Genomic DNA, 15,855 nt, shown 5'->3' with positions numbered 1-15,855 from the left:
CGGCCTAGCGGCCGAACTTGGGGGCGAAGATCTTGGCGATGAGTCGGGCGATGAGGTTCAGCGCCATGACGATGAGGATGAGGACGAGCGCGCCGGTCCAGGCGCGGTCCACGTAGGAGGCCCCGTCGGTGCCCTGGTTCGCGTACTGGGTGTACACGAAGACCGGGAGGGTCATCATCGGGCCGTCGAAGAGGTTGTAGTTCATGCTCTGGGTGAAGCCGGCGATGATCAGGAGGGGCGCGGTCTCACCGATGACGCGGGCGACGGCGAGCGTCACACCGGTGATGATGCCGGCGATCGAGGTCGGGAGGACGATCTTGAGGATGGTCAGCCACTTCGGCACACCGAGCGCGTAGGAGGCCTCGCGCAGTTCGTTCGGAACGAGCTTCAGCATCTCCTCGCTCGACCGCACGACGACGGGGATCATGAGCAGCGACAGCGCGATGGCGCCTCCGATGCCGAGCCGGACGCCCGGGCCGAAGAAGATCGCGAGGAGGGCGAACGCGAACAGGCCGGCGACGATCGACGGGATGCCGGTCATGACGTCGACCAGGAAGGTGATGCCCTGCGCCAGCCGTCCACGGCCGTACTCGACGAGGTAGATGGCGGTCAGGATGCCGATCGGGATGGAGATGATCGACGTGGCCAGCGTGATGAGCAGCGTGCCGGTGATGGCGTGCAGCGCGCCACCGCCCTCACCGACGACGTTCCGCATCGACAGCGAGAAGTAGTTGAGGTCGAACCGGGCGGCGCCGGCCGAGATCACCGTGATGGCGACCGAGACGAGCGGCAGGAGGGCGACGACGAAGGCCGCGGTCACCAGGGTGGTGAGCAGGCGGTCCTTGGCTTTCCGGCGACCTTCGACCATGAGTGACGCGACGTAGACGGTGACCGCGTAGAGCGCGGCGCCGAGCACGACGGCCCCGGGGACGTTGTAGCTCTTGTCGGCGGTCGACTGCTGCAGCAGCAGGAAGATGACTCCGCTGACGATGAGGCTGCCCGCGAGGATGGTGAGCGGAGCGAACCTCGGCAGCTTGCCCGCGGTGAGCGAGTTGGAGAACGGCGTGGCGATGGACGCCTGACGGCGGTCGGTCGTGGCGGTCATCAGTTCGCTCCCGAGAATTCTTTACGACGGTTGACGATGAGTCTGGCGATGAAGTTCACCACGAAGGTGATGATGAACAGGATCAGGCCGGTGGCGATGAGCTTGTTCACGTCGATGCCGAAGGACTCGGGGAAGTTCAGGGCGATGTTCGCCGCGATGGTGTTCGGGTTGCTCGAGGTGAGCAGGAAGAATGAGTAGACGGCGGCGGGGGAGAGCACGAGGGCCACAGCCATCGTCTCGCCGAGCGCTCGTCCGAGGCCCAGCATCGAGGCGGACACGATGCCGGGACGGCCGAACGGCAGGACCGCCATCTGGATCATCTCCCAGCGCGTCGCGCCGAGCGCGAGTGCGGCCTCCTCGTGGAGCTTCGGGGTCTGGAGGAAGATCTCCCGGGAGATGGCCGTGATGATCGGGATGATCATGACCGCGAGCACGAGGGCGACGGTGAGGATCGTGCGACCGGTGCCGGACACCGTGCCACCGAAGAGCGGGATCCATCCGAGGTTCTCGGACAGCCAGGCGAAGAAGGGCTGGACGAACGGCGCGAGCACGAGCGCGCCCCAGAGGCCGTAGACGACCGACGGCACGGCGGCCAGGAGGTCGATGACGTAGCCGAGGGCGACCGCGAGTCGTCGCGGCGCGTAGTGGGTGATGAAGAGCGCGATCCCGAGCGAGAGCGGCACGGCGATCGCGAGGGCGAGGATGGCCGCCCAGATGGTTCCGAAGACGAAGGGGCCGACGTAGGCCCAGAAGCTCGTCGGAGCACCGGTGAACGACGAGGAGTCGGCCGTGAGGGCCGGGAACGCCTGGACGATGAGGAAGATCGCGACCGCCGCCAGGATGACGAGGATGAGCGATCCGGAGACGAGGGAGAGCGTCGAGAAGACGCGGTCGCCGACTCGTTGCTTGGCTTTGGGTCTCGCAGCTAGGGCCTCGACAGCCATGGGTTCCCGTTCTCTCGATGCGATGGTGGTGCCCCTCGACGGACTCGGGGAGCGGCTACTGCGGGTGTTGCGAGTGTTGCGAGTACTGGTGACGCAGGTCGAGCGTGCCGGGCAAGGCCCGGCACGCTCGACCGTTCGACTACTTGATGGTCGCGATCGCGTCCTGGACCTTCTTGGCGAGGTCGGCGGAGAGCGGCGCAGCACCGGCCGACTTCGCAGCCTCTTCCTGGCCGGCGTCGCTGGCGATGTAGCCGGCGTACGCCTTGACGAGGTCGGCGACCTTCGGGTCGGCGTACTCCTGGCAGGCGATGAGGTAGCTCACGAGCACGATCGGGTAGTGGGTCGCGTCCGTGGTCTCGCGGTCGAGCTTGATGGCGATGTCGTTCGCCTCGCGGCCTTCGACGAGCGGCGAGCCCTCGACGACGGCTGCAGCACCCTCGGCGCTGTACTCGACGAACTCGTCGCCGACCTTGATCTTCGCGACACCGAGGTCGCCGGCCTTCGACGCGTCGGCGTAGCCGATGGTGCCGGTGCCACCCTTGACGGTGTCGACGACACCGGAGGTGCCCTTGGCGCCCTCACCCGACTGGAACGGGAAGGTGTCGGCCGGCTCAGCGGTCCAGACGTCGGGCGCGTTCTTGCCCAGGTAGTCGGCGAAGTTCTTCGTCGTACCCGAGTCGTCCGAACGGTGGACGGCGGTGATGGCCGTGGAGGGGAGCTTCGCGTCGGGGTTCAGAGCGACGATCGCCGGGTCGTCCCAGCTGGTGATCTGACCCGCGAAGATCTTCGCGATGGTCGAGGCGTCGAGGTTGAGCTCGTCGACACCCTCGATGTTGAAGATGACCGCGATCGGGGAGATGTAGACCGGGAGGTCGATCGCCTTGGTGTCCGCGGCGCATGCGGCGAAGGTGCTCGTGAGCTCCTCGTCGGACAGCGCCGAGTCGGAACCGGCGAACTGCACACCGCCGGCGATGAACGCCTTGCGGCCGGCGCCGGAGCCGTCGGGGGAGTAGTTGATGGTGACGTCCGGGTTGGCCGTCTGGAAGGCGGCGACCCAGGCTTCCTGGGCGCTGCCCTGCGACGATGCGCCGCTACCGGCCAGGCTGCCCTTGAGGTCGCTGGCGGCTGCGCTCGTGGCTGTGGCGCCGCCTTCGTTGGCCGCACAGGAGGTCAGTGCGACGGCTGCGACTGCTGCTACGACCGCGACGCGGCCGAAACGTGAGAACTTCACAGGGATGTCCATTCATTGGTGTGGGTGCGAGCCGGTGCTGGCTCGTCAGTGACGCTAACCATGCGGCATGACGAGCATCCCCCGTGATGGTAAACAACGGGTGAACGGATATCGACGGGTTCATGGCGTCCGACGTGGCGACGCCGCGAATGCACCACGAACGGCCCCTGTTCAGGGGCTGCGATCGGATGGGTCAGACGCGGGGTTCGTGCGTCTCGATCGCGATGATGCCGGAGCTCGGATTCGTCCGAGAGAGGTGCACGATGGAGAACGCCCCGGTCTCGAGTGCGGCGGCGCTCCCGAGGTAGGAGCCTCGGGTGGACCCGGTGGCGAGCGCGATCTCGTGCAGGATCTCGGGGAGGACCGGCCCGTGGCTGCAGAGGATGGCCGTCTTGAGCGCCCGGACACGGCGACCGACGACCCGGCGGACGTCGGATTCGCCCCGCTCGTAGGCGTCCTGGCTGATGAGGTCGGAGCGTTTGGGCTCGATACCCGCGGCCGCGGCGATCGGGCTGACGGTGCTGACGCAGCGCACGGCCGTGCTCGTCACGATCTTGCGGGGGCCGAAGGCCAGCAGGGTCGGGACGTTCCCCGCGGCCTGCTTGACCCCGCGCGGCGCCAGCGGCCTGGTCGCGTCCTCACCGGACCATTCCGAGGGCGACGTGGCCTTCCCGTGGCGCATCGCGATGAGGGCGAAGGTCGCGGTGACACCTTCGTCGACCAGCGCGGCGAAGGCGTCGAGGATCTCCACGTCGCGCTCGTAGCTGAGGTAGCTCCGTGCCCGTTTGACGGTGACCCACTCCAGAGCTGCGACCTCGCCGTTCGGGATGAACGTGCTCTCGCGGACGGCCTGGTCGGTGACCTCCGCGGACCAGTAGTGGACGATCTTCTCGCGACCGCTCGACAGGGGGTACGTGGAGACGCCGAGCGGCACACCGAGGTGGACGCTCAGGCCGGTCTCCTCTTTGATCTCCCGCACGGCCGTCTGCGCGAGCGTCTCCCCGGGATCGACCTTGCCCTTGGGGATCGTGACGTCGCCGTACACCGTCCGGTGGATGACGAGGAGGTGGACCTTGCCGTCGATGAGGCGCCAGCACACGGCACCGGCTGCGTAGATTGCCGTCGTCGTCATAGTCACTGCCTCGTCGTGTCGTGGTGCTCGGGTGGGTCGCGGTGCGAAGTCGTCAGCGACGGTTCCTCGGCCGGCGGCGGGCCGCGGTCTCGAGCATGAGGGAGTCTTGCAGATCCGTGAGCGGTCGTCCGTCAGCGTCGACCGCGTGGCGCGTCCAGACGCCGTCGGCGTCGAGCCACCACGACGACGTCTGCTCGTCGAGTGCCTGCTCGAACATCGCGGCGGTCGCCTCGAGGTGCTTCGGGTCGGTGAGCCTGACGAGCGCCTCGACGCGGCGGTCGAGGTTGCGGTGCATCATGTCGGCACTGCCGATGAACACGTGCGGGTCCCCGTCGTTGTGGAACGAGAAGATGCGCGAGTGTTCGAGGTAGCGCCCGAGGATGGAGCGCACGCGGATCGTCTCGCTCATCCCCGGCTGGCCGGGCTTCAGCGCGCAGATCCCGCGGACCCACAGGTCGACCGGGACCCCCGCCTGGCTGGCCCGGTAGAGCGCGTCGATGATCGCCTCGTCCACCATCGAGTTGACCTTGATGCGGATCCCGGACGGCTTGCCCTCCTCGGCGTTCGTGCGCTCCTGCTCGATGTGCTTGAGGAGGCCCTTGCGCAGGTGGCGCGGCGCGACCAGGAGGCGCTTGAACTTCTTCTCGATCGCGTAGCCGGACAGCTCGTTGAAGAGGCGGGTGAGGTCCTTACCGACCTGGTCGTCGGCCGTGAAGAGACCGAGGTCCTCGTAGATGCGGCTCGTCTTCGGGTTGTAGTTGCCCGTGCCGATGTGGCTGTAGTGGCGCAGGACCCCGCGCTCCTGTCGGACGACGAGCGCGAGCTTGCAGTGCGTCTTCAGCCCGACGAGGCCGTAGACCACGTGGACGCCGGCCTTCTCGAGCTTCCTGGCCCAGGAGATGTTGTTCTGCTCGTCGAACCGGGCCTTGATCTCGACCAGCGCGAGGACCTGCTTGCCGGCCTCCGCCGCGTCGATGAGTGCTTCGACGATGGGGCTGTCGCCCGAGGTCCGGTACAGGGTCTGCTTGATCGCGAGCACGTGCGGGTCGGCGGCGGCCTGCTCGATGAACGCCTGCACGCTCGTGGCGAAGGACTCGTACGGGTGGTGGACCAGGACGTCCTCACGGGCGATCGACCGGAAGAGGTCGGGCTTGCCGTTCGGTTCGTCGGGCTGGAACTGCAGCGCCGTGGTCGGTACCCGCTTCGGGTACTGGAGGTCCGGACGGTCGATGCCGGCGAGGCTGAAGAGGCCGCCGAGGTCGAGCGGCGATGGCAGGCGGTAGACCTCCTGCTCGGTGATGTCGAGTTCGCGGACGAGGAGTCCGAGGGTGACGTCGTCCATGTCGTCGGTGATCTCGAGCCGGATGGGCGGCCCGAACCGGCGGCGCAGCAGCTCCTTCTCGAGGGCCTGGATGAGGTTCTCGGTCTCGTCCTCCTCGATCACCATGTCCTCGTTGCGTGTGACGCGGAAGACGTGGTGGTCGACGATCTCCATGCCGGGGAAGAGGTGGCCGAGGTGGTTGGCGATGACCTCCTCGAGGGCGATGTAGCGCACGCTGGGGGCGGTGTCCAGAGACGCGGAACGGCGCTCCGCCGGACCGACGCGGACGAAGCGCGGCATCATCTGCGGGACCTTGAGCCGGGCGAACTCCTCGCGCCCGGTCCGGGTGTTCCGCACTCGGACCGCGAGGTTCAACGAGAGGCCGGAGATGTAGGGGAACGGGTGGGCCGGGTCCACCGCGAGCGGCATGAGCACCGGGAAGACCTGGTTGCTGAAGTACTCGCTGAGGTACTCGCGGTCGGCTGCGTCGAGTGAGTCCCAGGTGACGACCGTGACCCCGCGTTCGGCGAGGTCGGGGCGGACGAGGTCGTGCCAGGCGCGGGCATGCCGTTCCTGCAGGACGTGCGCCTGCTGCGAGATCTCGGACAGGACGTCGGCCGGAGCGTTGCCGACGTTGGTCGGTACCGCCAGGCCCGTGAGGATGCGGCGCTTCAGGCCGGCGACCCGCACCATGAAGAACTCGTCGAGGTTCGAGGCGAAGATCGCGAGGAAGTTGGCGCGTTCGAGGACGGGTAGCGCGGGGTCTTCGGCGAGCTCGAGCACACGCTGGTTGAAGGCGAGCCAGCTGAGTTCGCGGTCGAGGTAGCGGTGTTCGGGCAGCGCGGGATCGTTCCGCTCGAAGGCGGGGTCGAAGTCCTCTTCGTCTCCATCGAGGCCGACATCGAGCACGGTTGGGTCTGCTGGCATGCCTTCATCATGACACCGTGGCGGGGGTGGTCGCGACGACTGCGGTGAACACTGTGTAAATGCCGCAGTGCCACACCGCTGTGGAGGGGATCAGGCGTCGGTTCTCGCGTACTGCACGTCGATGGTGTGGTCGGTGAATCCGAGCGATCGGTACAGCGACACGGCGGGGAGGTTGTCGGCTTCGACGTAGAGCGTGACCGCCTCCACCCGTCGATCCCGCAGGCGGGCCAGGCCGGCCTCCATCAGGAGCCGCCCGAGCCCTCGGCCACTGGCCGCCGGGTGCACGCCGACCGCGTAGACCTCGCCGACCGTGTCCTCGACCTTCAACCAGATGAACCCGAGGAGGTCGCCGTCGGAGCCTCGTGCGAGCAGGAAGTCGTCGGCGTCGAACCAGGACTCGGCCTCCCGGGCGCGGAGATCGTCGAGGGTCATGCGTCCCTGCTCTGGGTGGTCGGCGAAGGCGAGCGCGTTGACTTCGAGCCACTCCTCCTCGTCGATTCCCGGTCGGAACGTGCCGACCGTGACATCAGCGTGCCCGGCGGTGGCCGGTCGCGCGCGGCTCGTGGGCGTCTTGGTCAGGCGGAGCTGCAGCAGCGTCCTGATCGGCGAGAAGCCGAACTCCTGCGCGAGCACCCGGGAGGCGGGGTGGTCGCCATGTGCCCAGATGCGCACCTGCGGGGGACAGTTGGCGAGGACGCCGCGCAGTGCGGCGCGACCGTAGCCGTGGCCCCGCCACTCGGGCTCGACGACGAACTCCAGCTCGCCATGTCCGAGGATGGCCGCTCCCACGACGGCGAAGTCGTCGGAGTCGACCGGCGGGTCCTGTGGTTCGACGGCGAGGATCAGCGTCCGGGCGCCGGACGCGGCGTCGATGAGCGACTGATCGCTGAACGGCGGCTGGCCGTCGACGAGCGACGCCGTGCGCACGACGCGCTCGAGCGCATCCCGGGTGCGGGCGTCGTCGACGTTACGAACCGACAGCGTCAGCCGGGGCATGATCGTCCTCGTAGACGTTGAAGCGGTAGCCGACGTTGCGCACGGTGCCGATGAGCTGCTCGAGGTCGCCGAGCTTGGCGCGCAACCGGCGGACGTGGACGTCGACGGTTCGCGTACCGCCGAAGTAGTCGTAGCCCCAGACCTCGCTCAGCAACTGCTCGCGCGTGAACACCCGGGAGGGGTGGGTCGCGAAGAAGCGGAGCAGTTCGAACTCCTTGAAGGTGAGGTCGAGCGGCTTGCCGTGGACCTTCGCGGAGTAGCTGGCCTCGTCGATGACGACGCCGGACGCCTGGATCTTGCTCGCCGAGTGCTCCTGCGAGGCGCGGCCGATCGCGAGCCGGATCCGCGCGTCGACCTCGGCCGGCCCGGCGGATTCGAGGATGACGTCGTTCACACCCCAGTCGGCGCTGACGGCCGTGAGGCCGCCCTCGGTCAGGATGAGGAGGAGTGGGACCGACAGCCCGGACGCACCGAGGATCTTGCAGAGTGACTTGGCACTCGCGAGATCCTGGCGGGCGTCGACGAGGACGAGATCCGAACTCGGAGCGTTCACGAGTTGTGCGGGGTCGGCGGGGATCTGCCGGGTGCGGTGGCTCAGGAGCCCGAGGGATGGGAGGACCTCGGTGCCGACCATGGAGGTCAAGACCAAAATTTGCGCCACGCGCATCCTCCCGACTGAGTTTGGAACCATATTAGGCGAACGACCGCACCCCACGTCGCACCGGGCGCCCGCTGGTGGTCGGATGGCGTCCGCTCTGTGACAATGGGTCCGTGAGCGAAACCACTCTCTCCCCCCGGCTGCGCTGGATCAGCGTCGTCTCCATCTGGGCGCTCGCGCTCGTCGGTGTCGTCGTGTCCGGCCTGCTCTGGAGTCCGGGGGAGACCTTCTTCGGGCTGTCGGCCACGCTCGGCCTCTGCACGCTGGCCGCGTTCTCGGCACAGCTGTTGACGCGGCAGAAGGTGGGATTCGTCGATCGGATGTCGACGAGCGTCACCGGCGCCGTCCTCATCCTCGCCATCGGCGGTGCCGTGTATGGCCTCATCGCCCTGGCCTCGGGGTAGACTTTCCCCATGCTGCTCGCTCTCGAAATCTTCTTCATCGGCTTGCTCGTCCTCGCCAGTCTCGCCATCGCGTTCACCGCGGTGGTCGTGCTGAAGAACCTGTACCGCGGTCAGCGCTAGTCCGGGTCCCTCGATGATCGAGATCCCGAGCGGCCTGCCGAGCGAACTGGTCCCGCTGTCATGGCTCATCGGCGTCTGGGAGGGCACCGGCGTCATCGACTACCGGGTCGGCGACGAGACCGTGACCCGCGAGTTCGGTCAGCGCGTGAGCTTCAGCCACGACGGCCTGCCGTACCTGAACTACAACTCCTACACCTGGCTCCTGCCCGAGCAGCCCCCTCGTGACGCCGAGGGGGCCTCGTCCACGGACGAGGACGCCCTGTCGGACGACACCGCTGCGGACGTCGCGCCCGAGGCGCACCCGGTCGACGAGTCCGGTGTGCTCGAGCCGCTCGTCACCGAGACGGGTTACTGGCGCCTCGAGCGCCCGTTGATCGAAGGCGATCCCGGGCCGGGGATGCTCCCAGGGCAGGGCCCCCGCCCGTTCGGCACGGCGCAATCGGTCGAGACGCTGCGTACGTCGACCGGCGCCTTCCCCCTACAGGTCTCGATCGTCCACCCGAACGGTGTGAGCGAGCTCTACCTCGGTCAGATCGACGGCCCGCGGATCGACCTCGCGACCGACGCCGTCGTCCGGACCGCTGGAGCCAAGGAGTACGCCGCCGCGACCCGCCTGTACGGCCTCGTGGAGAACCACCTGCTCTGGGCCTGGGACATCGCCGCCCTGGGGCAGGATCTCCGGACGCACGCCTCGGCGCGCCTGGCCAAAGCCGACTGACGTGACCGATCCCACCGGAGCGGTCACGCCGGAAGCGATTCCGGGCTCGCCCTTCCTCACGCTGCCGGGTGCCGTCGAACAGGCGGACGCCGTCGACCACGGCGTCCCCTCCCATTACGGCAGCCCGAACATCGAGCAGCGCCTCATCGCCAGCGGGAAGGCGATCGTCGACCTCTCGAACCGTGGCATCGTGACGGTCACCGGCCCTGATCGGCTGAGCTGGCTCAACTCCATCACGAGCCAGGAGCTGCGGTCGCTGTCCGCCGGCATCTCCACGGAGACCCTCTTCCTCGACCAGAGCGGCCGGATCGAGCACGCGGTCAAGCTGCTCGACGACGGGACGACCACGTGGCTCGTCACCGAGGCCGACGATGCTGCGCCCCTCCACGCCTGGCTCGATCGGATGCGGTTCATGCTGCGCGTCGAGGTGGCCATCGTGACCGAGCGGTACGCCGTGATCGGTGCGGCGGCGGGTCTCACGGTCGAGGCCGCGGAGCCGAACGGCATGCCGCTCGTCTGGCACGATCCGTGGTCCGAGGTCGCGGTCGGCGGGCATCAGTACGCGACGGGTGAGCACCCGGGTGCAGCGTGGACGTGGACCGAGACGATCGTCGCGCGCGAGCAGCTCGAGTCGCTCGTGCAGCAGATCCGCGTGGGGGCGTTCTCCGCCGCGGGTTCGTTGGCCGCAGAAGCCCTGCGCATCGCCGCGTGGCGCCCGCGGTTGCAGTCCGAGGTCGACGAACGGAGCATCCCGCACGAGCTCGACTGGCTGCGCTCTGCCGTCCACTTGAACAAGGGCTGCTATCGCGGTCAGGAGACGGTCGCCAAGGTGCACAACCTCGGGCATCCGCCGCGGCGTCTCGTCATGCTCCTCCTCGACGGCTCCGACGCGGTCCTGCCGCCGGCCGGTTCGAACGTGGTGCTCGTCGGCGACGGCGACGACGCGATCCGGAAACCCGTCGGACGCATCACCTCGAGCGCGATCCACCACGAGTTGGGCCCGGTGGCGTTGGCGATCGTCAAGCGCTCCGCGGATCCGGCGGCCGTGCTGACGGTGGAGGCCGACGGCATCGACGTCGCGGCGTCGCAGGAGATCGTCGTGCCGGCGGATGCCGGGGCCACGGCGAACGTGCCGCGGCTGCCGCGACTCGGCGCCGTCCGGCGCTGACCCCGGTGGGGAGCGACGGCGCCTCGGACCCGGGCGTACGGGTCGACCGATGGACCGCTGCGGTTCGTCGCCGCATCGCGCTCGGCGACGCCTGGCATCGTCTGGTCGGATCCGTGCCGGCCGTGCTGCAGGTCAGCGCCACGGCGATCGGCGCGTACGCGTTCTCCCACTACGTACTCGGGCACGCCGTGCCACTCCTCGCCTTGACCGTGACGATCTCGAGTCTCGGCTTCGTTCGCGACGCCCGCCCGATCCGGGTGCTCGAGACGGCTGTGGGGATGAGCGTCGGGATCGCGCTTGCCGAGATCCTGCTCCTCGGCTTCGGTCAGGGGACGTGGCAACTCGCGGTCGCGCTCGTGCTCACGCTGCTCGTCGCCCGGTTCCTGTCGCCGGCGGCGTCGTTCGCGATCGCGGCGGCGGTGCAGTCCGTCCTCGTCATGCTCCTGCCCGTGCCCGACGGGGGCCCGTTCGTGCGCACCCTCGACGGTCTGATCGGCGGGGTCTTCGCCCTGCTCGCGACCGCGCTCATCCCGCGCGACCCGCGCCGGAGTGCTCGCCGTGACGGCCAGCGGCTCATCGACGAACACGTCCGGACCCTCGCCTCGCTCGTCGCCGCCCTCCGTCTCGGCGACCTCGAGGAGGCGGACCGCGCGCTCGCACGGGCGAGGGCCACCCAGCCGGCCCTGGACGCGTGGCGCGGAACCCTCGACTCAGGACTCGCCATCGCGCGCATCTCGCCGTTCCTCCGCAAGGCGGTGTTCGACCTGGAACGGCAGCGGACCATGCTCGACGGCATGGACCTCGCGACCCGCAACCTCCGGGTGATCGCCCGGCGCATCGACTACGTGTCGCGCGACGCGACGAGCCGTCCCGAGCTCGCGGACCTGCTCGCGCGCACCTCCGTCGCGCTCGGCATCCTGTCGCAGTCGATCGGTGACATCGCCCAGCAGCCGGTCGCGAGGCAGTCCCTACTGGAGATCGCGAAGCACCTCGAGCCGGTCGCCGTGCTCCCCGACGCCTCGGTCTCCGAGCAGGCGCTCGTGCTCGTACTCCGGCCGTACCTCGTCGATCTGCTCACGGCGACGGGGCTGCCGACGCCGGAGGCGCAGGCGGCGCTGCCCTCGCTCTGACGGCTGCGTTCCCCGACGCTCAGTCCGTCGGGGAGGGATTCGGGGCGACAGCCGACCACGGCAGTGTCAGCTCGCCGAGGCGCCAGCGGCTGCGGCCGGCCAGCACCGGCCACCCGCTGTCCCGGAGCGTCCCGACGGTCGCCAACCAGCGCTGGACCGGGCTGTAGACCGCCAGGGGTGCGTGCATCCGCCAGGCGCGGTCGAGGTCCGTCATGAGCGCATGGACCCGTTCGCCCGGTACGTTGTGGTGGATCAGCGCCTTCGGCAGTCGTTCGGCCACGATGGACGGCAGCTCGAGCTCGGCGAGTCGCAGACTGATGGAGAACGACTCACCACGCCCCTGGTCGTCGACCGCGATCCAGCTGGACACCCGTCCGATCTCGTCGCACGTCCCTTCGACGAGCACACCGCCGGGCTGCAGCCGCGACGCCATGAGGCGCCAGGCCCCCGCGACCTCGACTTCGTCGTACTGCCGGAGCACGTTGAACGCCCGGATCACCGTGGGGCGGTCGTCGCCGGTCGGCACCTCGAACCCGCCGCGCGCGAAGGAGACCGCAGCCGTCGGCATGAACCGGGTCGTGCCCGCTCGCACCTGCCGCAGCTGCGCATCAGCGGTGCGGACGCGCCCCGGCTCGATCTCGAATCCGATGACCCGTAGGTCGGGTCGGACGGCGAGCAGTCGGTCGTGCAGTTCGAACGCCGTGACGCCGCTCGCGCCGTAGCCGAGGTCCACCACCAGCGGGTTCGTCGTCCGTCTGAGCGAGGGGTGGATCGCGATCCAGCGGTCCACCCGCCGGAGCCGGTTCGTACCCGTCGTCCCGCGGGTGATCGATCCGACGGGCATGGACCCATTCTCCCTCACGGAGCGGGGTCATCGTCCACCTCGCGGTCATGCGCCGTCGGTATGCTGGGGGACATGCCTGAGACTTACACCCTCGTCCTGCTGCGCCACGGCAACAGCGACTGGAATCAGAAGAACCTGTTCACCGGTTGGGTCGACGTCCGACTCAGCGAACTCGGCGTCACCGAGGCCAAGCGTGCGGGCGAGCTGCTCGCCGACTCCGGCATCACCCCGGACGTGCTGTACACCTCGGTCCTCTCCCGCGCGATCCAGACGGCGAACCTCGCCCTCGAGACCGCCGACCGCATGTGGATCCCGGTCAAGCGCAGCTGGCGCCTCAACGAGCGTCACTACGGAGCGCTGCAGGGCAAGGACAAGGCGCAGACGCTCGCCGAGTACGGTCCGGAGCAGTTCCAGACCTGGCGTCGTTCCTTCGACGTGCCGCCGCCGCCGATCGCCGATGACGACGAGTGGTCGCAGGCCGACGACCCCCGGTATGTCGGGATCGACGGCGAACTGCCCCGCACCGAGTGCCTGAAGGACGTCATCGACCGGATGCTGCCCTACTGGGAGTCCGACATCACGGTCGACCTGGCTGCCGGCAAGACCGTCCTCGTGACGGCGCACGGCAACTCGCTCCGCGCCCTCGTGAAGCACCTCGACGACATCTCGGACGACGAGATCGCCGAGCTGAACATCCCCACCGGTATCCCGCTCGTCTACGAGCTCGACGCGGACTTCCGTCCGGTCGCCCCGGCTCGCTACCTCGATCCCGAGGCCGCGGCAGCAGGCGCCGCCGCCGTCGCGGCGCAGGGGAAGAAGTAGCGGAAACCCCACCAAACCACCACCCCGGTCGGGAGCACGGCTTGGCGACATCGTCGCCGAACGTCCTCCTGACCGGGGTTTTCCATGTCGTAAAAAAGGGGTTGAACCGCCTCGGGGTTGGGCGTACAGTGACTGCACTGTAACCCGATTGGGGGGATACGCATGGAGCAGTCGACCGACGGCACCCGTTTCCCCCTGTGGCGCGCCCTGGCGCTCGGTGGCTTCGCCGCCGCGGCGTTCACGGCGATAGCCCTCTTCGGGTCGCCGTCCTCCGCGCATGCCGACGACGGTGCCACCGATCCGTCGCTCCTGGGCGCGGTGACCGAGGTCGTCGGCTCGCTCGAACACCCCGTCAGTGCTGTCGTCGAGGTCGTCGACGTCGTCGACACCACCGTGCTCGAACCGGTGGTCGACGTCGTCGACGAGACCGTCGCAGCGGTACCGGTCGTGAACGACGTCGTCGAGGAGACCGTCGGCACAGCACCCGTCGCCGCGATCGTCGATCCGGTCGTGCAAACAGTCGACCAGACGTTGACCGGCGTCGCCGACGTCGTCGCCGCGGTCCCGGTCCCCAGTACGCCGATCGTCGATCCGGTCGTCCCAGCGCTTCCGCAGGGCCCGGCAGAGGACGTGTCGGCCACGGACTCGACCGCCGTCGGCGCGGTCCTCCCGACGACGGTCCTCGGACCGCCGTCCGTCCAGGAGCGCGACTCGACGCTCGTGTCGGGCGGCCAGGATCACGAAGACACGTCGTTCACCACGGCCGTGCCCGCCGCCGCCGTCGGATCGTCCAGTCTCCCCGCCACTCCTGCGAACCTTCCGCTGCTGCCGGACGCCGACGGCCGCTGGGCCGTCACGCCGAGTGGCTCCGGATCCTCCGGCTCCGGTGGTGCCGTCGGCGGTCCCGCAGCGGCCGAACAGTCGATCTCCGTCATCCTCCCTGCGCCCGGCGACGACCGTCGCGGACCCGCGCGAGACGAAGACCTCCCGGCTTCACCCACGTTCCCCTCCGATACCTCTCCTGACTGACCCCGGATCACTCTGCCGTTCGCGGCGGAGGCCCGCCCACTGGGCGGTTCAACGGTCCGAAGCCTCCCGACCACGGGAGCACATCAGTCACTCTGCAAGGAGCAGGAATCATGAATTCGTATGTCAAGAAAGGCCTCTACTGTGGCCTGTTCGTCGCGGGACTCACGTTCCTCGGCGCTACGGCGGCCAACGCCGACACGTCCGGGGACGACAGCATCCTCGGCGGAACCCTCGTCGACGTGGTCCTCGAAGCCCCCGTCGAGATCGTCGACACCGCGGTGAGCGTCGTCGGCGATTCGTCGGCGACGTCCGCACCGGAGGCGGCACCCGCGCCGGAGCCGGCACCAGCACCGGAGCCCGCACCAGCACCGGAGCCCGCACCAGCACCGGAGCCCGCACCAGCACCGGAGCCCGCACCCGAGCCGGCCCCGGCCGCCACCACCAGTGGTGACGACAGTGTCGCGGGCGGGAACCAGGTCCAGCTGCCCGTCTCCATCCCGGTGACGGTCGAGGACAACGCGATCTCGATCATCGGCGATGCCGAGCAGTCGGGTTCGACGTCCGGACCGGCGGCGGGGGAGTCCGCCTCGCCGGTCACCGACGAGGCCACCACGACCGGTGACGACAGTGTCGCCGGTGGGAACCAGGTGTCTCCGGTGGTGACTGTTCCGGTCACGGTCGGTGGGAACGCCATCTCGCTGTTCGGTGATTCGAGCAGTGAGCAGGCGGGTGAGCCTGCCACGTCGGGTGGTGCGGCTGTTCCGGCATCGCCGTCGACCACCACCGGTGACGACAGTGTCGCCGGTGGGAACCAGGTGTCTCCGGTGGTGACCGTTCCGGTCACGGTCGGTGGGAACGCCATCTCGTTGTTCGGTGATTCGAGCAGTGAGCAGGCGGGTGAGCCTGCCACGTCGGGTGGCGCGGCTGTTCCGGCATCGCCGTCGACCACCACCGGTGACGACAGTGTCGCCGGTGGCAACCAGGTCCTCGGCGACGTCGGTCTCCCGATCTCCGTGGTCGGCAACGCCGTCAGCGTGATCGGCGACTCCGAGTCGACCGGCACCTCGGCTTCCGCTCCGGCATCGTCCGGCGGAGGCTCGTCGACCACGGATGGTGACGACAGCCTCGGCGGTGGGAACCAGATCGACCTCGGCCTGGAGCTGCCGATCACGATCGGCGGCAACGCGATCTCCGTGATCGGGGACAGCGAGACCGCAGGTCCCGGGACGACCGATCCCACCACTCCGGTGGACCCGACCGACCCCACGGACCCCACGGACCCGACCGACCCGACGGACCCCACCAC

The 15,855-nt window shown here is 69.0% G+C and carries 15 protein-coding genes; 7 read left to right on the top strand and 8 right to left on the bottom strand.

Features of this window, described 5'->3' with window-relative positions; all coding sequences use genetic code 11:
* Nucleotides 1-4: 4 nt before the first annotated feature.
* The 7 genes from pstA to A4X17_RS15665 form a co-directional block, all read right to left on the bottom strand.
* The gene (gene pstA, locus A4X17_RS15695; protein WP_064296609.1) at nt 5-1,105 is read right to left on the bottom strand and encodes a phosphate ABC transporter permease PstA; all 1,101 of its coding nucleotides are present in this window, start codon (nt 1,103-1,105) and stop codon (nt 5-7) included.
* Nucleotides 1,105-2,049 carry a phosphate ABC transporter permease subunit PstC gene (pstC, locus tag A4X17_RS15690; protein ID WP_064296608.1) on the bottom strand — a complete coding sequence of 315 codons (945 nt, stop codon included), beginning with the start codon at nt 2,047-2,049 and terminating at the stop codon, nt 1,105-1,107. Before pstC ends, pstA begins: the two co-directional genes overlap by 1 nt.
* Nucleotides 2,050-2,188: 139 nt before the next feature.
* Nucleotides 2,189-3,280, bottom strand: a complete 1,092-nt coding sequence (gene pstS / locus A4X17_RS15685) for a phosphate ABC transporter substrate-binding protein PstS (RefSeq protein WP_082916232.1) — start codon at nt 3,278-3,280, stop codon at nt 2,189-2,191.
* A 193-nt stretch (nt 3,281-3,473) separates the two neighbouring features.
* Complete coding sequence (locus tag A4X17_RS15680) at nt 3,474-4,412, bottom strand: NUDIX domain-containing protein (RefSeq protein ID WP_064296606.1); 939 nt, start codon at nt 4,410-4,412, stop codon at nt 3,474-3,476.
* Between the two features lie 52 nt (nt 4,413-4,464).
* The gene (locus A4X17_RS15675) at nt 4,465-6,660 is read right to left on the bottom strand and encodes an RNA degradosome polyphosphate kinase (protein WP_064296605.1); all 2,196 of its coding nucleotides are present in this window, start codon (nt 6,658-6,660) and stop codon (nt 4,465-4,467) included.
* Between the two features lie 90 nt (nt 6,661-6,750).
* Nucleotides 6,751-7,656, bottom strand: a complete 906-nt coding sequence (mshD, locus tag A4X17_RS15670; protein ID WP_064296604.1) for a mycothiol synthase — start codon at nt 7,654-7,656, stop codon at nt 6,751-6,753.
* Nucleotides 7,628-8,317, bottom strand: a complete 690-nt coding sequence (locus A4X17_RS15665) for a response regulator transcription factor (RefSeq protein WP_175116223.1) — start codon at nt 8,315-8,317, stop codon at nt 7,628-7,630. Before A4X17_RS15665 ends, mshD begins: the two co-directional genes overlap by 29 nt.
* Nucleotides 8,318-8,427: 110 nt before the next feature.
* On the opposite strand from A4X17_RS15665, the gene A4X17_RS15660 reads away from it, so the two are divergent.
* The 4 genes from A4X17_RS15660 to A4X17_RS15645 all read left to right on the top strand — a co-directional run bounded on the left by A4X17_RS15660 (nt 8,428) and on the right by A4X17_RS15645 (nt 11,854).
* Nucleotides 8,428-8,718: a hypothetical protein gene (locus A4X17_RS15660; protein WP_064296602.1), complete on the top strand. Its 291-nt coding sequence runs from the start codon at nt 8,428-8,430 to the stop codon at nt 8,716-8,718.
* A gap of 133 nt (nt 8,719-8,851) precedes the next feature.
* Entirely contained in the window at nt 8,852-9,556 is a 705-nt protein-coding gene (locus A4X17_RS15655; RefSeq protein WP_064296601.1) for an FABP family protein, read from the top strand.
* Between the two features lies 1 nt (nt 9,557).
* Complete coding sequence (locus A4X17_RS15650; protein ID WP_064296600.1) at nt 9,558-10,724, top strand: folate-binding protein YgfZ; 1,167 nt, start codon at nt 9,558-9,560, stop codon at nt 10,722-10,724.
* Between the two features lie 5 nt (nt 10,725-10,729).
* Nucleotides 10,730-11,854 (top strand): FUSC family protein, encoded by a 1,125-nt coding sequence (locus A4X17_RS15645; RefSeq protein ID WP_064296599.1) that lies wholly within the window; start codon nt 10,730-10,732, stop codon nt 11,852-11,854.
* A 19-nt stretch (nt 11,855-11,873) separates the two neighbouring features.
* On the opposite strand, the gene A4X17_RS15640 is transcribed toward A4X17_RS15645, so the two are convergent.
* Complete coding sequence (locus A4X17_RS15640; RefSeq protein WP_064296598.1) at nt 11,874-12,698, bottom strand: class I SAM-dependent methyltransferase; 825 nt, start codon at nt 12,696-12,698, stop codon at nt 11,874-11,876.
* Nucleotides 12,699-12,770: 72 nt separating this feature from the next.
* Between A4X17_RS15640 and A4X17_RS15635 the strand changes: the two genes are divergently transcribed.
* The 3 genes from A4X17_RS15635 to A4X17_RS15625 all read left to right on the top strand — a co-directional run.
* Nucleotides 12,771-13,520 (top strand): phosphoglyceromutase, encoded by a 750-nt coding sequence (locus A4X17_RS15635; RefSeq protein WP_064296735.1) that lies wholly within the window; start codon nt 12,771-12,773, stop codon nt 13,518-13,520.
* Nucleotides 13,521-13,682: 162 nt separating this feature from the next.
* Entirely contained in the window at nt 13,683-14,549 is an 867-nt protein-coding gene (locus A4X17_RS15630; protein WP_064296597.1) for a hypothetical protein, read from the top strand.
* Nucleotides 14,550-14,659: 110 nt separating this feature from the next.
* Nucleotides 14,660-15,855, top strand: a 1,196-nt coding sequence (locus tag A4X17_RS15625; protein ID WP_064296596.1) for a chaplin family protein, incomplete at its 3' end; no start/stop codon positions are given.

Origin of the sequence: Plantibacter sp. H53 (genome assembly GCF_001650455.1) — a bacterium.
In the GTDB taxonomy this organism is placed as follows: Bacteria; Actinomycetota; Actinomycetes; order Actinomycetales; family Microbacteriaceae; genus Plantibacter; species Plantibacter flavus_A.
The sequence above is the reverse complement of the archived record's forward strand: the minus strand, read 5'-3'. Positions and strand labels throughout refer to the sequence as shown.

Excerpts from the sequence above, each read along its gene's own strand:
- A4X17_RS15655 (WP_064296601.1), top strand. The coding sequence starts at position 8,852 with ATGATCGAGATCCCGAGCGGCCTGCCGAGCGAACTGGTCCCGCTGTCA.
- mshD (WP_064296604.1), bottom strand. The coding sequence starts at position 7,656 with ATGCCCCGGCTGACGCTGTCGGTTCGTAACGTCGACGACGCCCGCACC.
- A4X17_RS15630 (WP_064296597.1), top strand. The coding sequence starts at position 13,683 with ATGGAGCAGTCGACCGACGGCACCCGTTTCCCCCTGTGGCGCGCCCTG.
- pstA (WP_064296609.1), bottom strand. The coding sequence starts at position 1,105 with ATGACCGCCACGACCGACCGCCGTCAGGCGTCCATCGCCACGCCGTTC.
- A4X17_RS15675 (WP_064296605.1), bottom strand. The coding sequence starts at position 6,660 with ATGCCAGCAGACCCAACCGTGCTCGATGTCGGCCTCGATGGAGACGAA.
- A4X17_RS15680 (WP_064296606.1), bottom strand. The coding sequence starts at position 4,412 with ATGACGACGACGGCAATCTACGCAGCCGGTGCCGTGTGCTGGCGCCTC.
- pstC (WP_064296608.1), bottom strand. The coding sequence starts at position 2,049 with ATGGCTGTCGAGGCCCTAGCTGCGAGACCCAAAGCCAAGCAACGAGTC.
- A4X17_RS15640 (WP_064296598.1), bottom strand. The coding sequence starts at position 12,698 with ATGCCCGTCGGATCGATCACCCGCGGGACGACGGGTACGAACCGGCTC.
- A4X17_RS15635 (WP_064296735.1), top strand. The coding sequence starts at position 12,771 with ATGCCTGAGACTTACACCCTCGTCCTGCTGCGCCACGGCAACAGCGAC.